Below are 1,192 nucleotides of genomic sequence, written 5' to 3' on the forward strand. Positions count from 1 at the left end.
GACGATGGCCAAGGCGAAGTTTGAGCGCACCAAGCCGCACTGCAACATTGGGACGATCGGCCATGTGGATCATGGCAAGACGTCCTTGACGGCGGCGATCACCAAGGTTCTGGCGAAGACGGGCGGCGCGTCGTTCACGGCGTACGACCAGATCGACAAGGCGCCGGAGGAGCGGGCGCGCGGCATCACGATCTCGACGGCGCATGTCGAGTACGAGACGGCCAACCGCCACTATGCGCACGTGGACTGCCCGGGCCACGCCGACTACGTGAAGAACATGATCACGGGCGCGGCGCAGATGGACGGCGCGATCCTGGTGGTTTCGGCGGCCGACGGCCCGATGCCGCAGACGCGCGAGCACATCCTGCTGGCGCGCCAGGTGGGCGTGCCGGCGCTGGTGGTGTTCCTCAACAAGATGGACATGGCCGACCCCGACCTGGTCGAGCTGGTGGAGATGGAGGTGCGCGAGCTCCTGTCCTCCTACCAGTTCCCGGGCGACGACATCCCCATCGTGAAGGGCTCGGCGCTGATGGCGCTCGAGGACAAGAGCCCCGAGATCGGTGAGCAGGCGATCCAGCAGCTGATGGCTGAGGTGGACCGCTACATCCCGCAGCCGGAGCGTCCGAAGGACCGTCCGTTCCTGATGCCGATCGAGGACGTGTTCTCCATCTCGGGCCGCGGCACGGTGGTGACGGGCCGCGTCGAGCGCGGCATCGTGAAGGTGGGCGAGGAGGTCGAGATCATCGGCCTCAAGGACACCGTGAAGACGACGGTCACGGGCGTCGAGATGTTCCGCAAGCTGCTGGACAGCGGCGAGGCGGGCGACAACATCGGCGCGCTGCTGCGCGGCACGAAGCGCGAGGACGTGGAGCGCGGCCAGGTTCTGGCGGCCCCGGGCTCGATCAAGCCGCACTCGAAGTTCAAGGCCGAGGCGTACATCCTCACCAAGGAGGAGGGCGGCCGCCACACGCCGTTCTTCACCAACTACCGCCCGCAGTTCTACTTCCGCACGACCGACGTGACGGGGGTGGTGCAGCTGCCCGAGGGCGTGGAGATGGTGATGCCGGGCGACAACGTGTCGATGGACGTCGAGCTGATCGCGCCCATCGCCATGGACGAGGGGCTGCGCTTCGCCATCCGCGAGGGCGGCCGCACCGTCGGCGCCGGCGTCGTCGCCTCCATCGCGAACTGA

General features: G+C 67.6%; 1 protein-coding gene. It reads left to right on the forward strand.

Annotated features, from left to right (window positions below):
* Nucleotides 1-4: 4 nt before the first annotated feature.
* Complete coding sequence (gene tuf, locus OF850_RS23335; RefSeq protein WP_301592833.1) at nucleotides 5-1,192, forward strand: elongation factor Tu; 1,188 nt, start codon at nucleotides 5-7, stop codon at nucleotides 1,190-1,192.

This window comes from Sabulicella glaciei, from assembly GCF_026183895.1.
Taxonomy (GTDB): domain Bacteria; phylum Pseudomonadota; class Alphaproteobacteria; order Acetobacterales; family Acetobacteraceae; genus Roseococcus; species Roseococcus glaciei.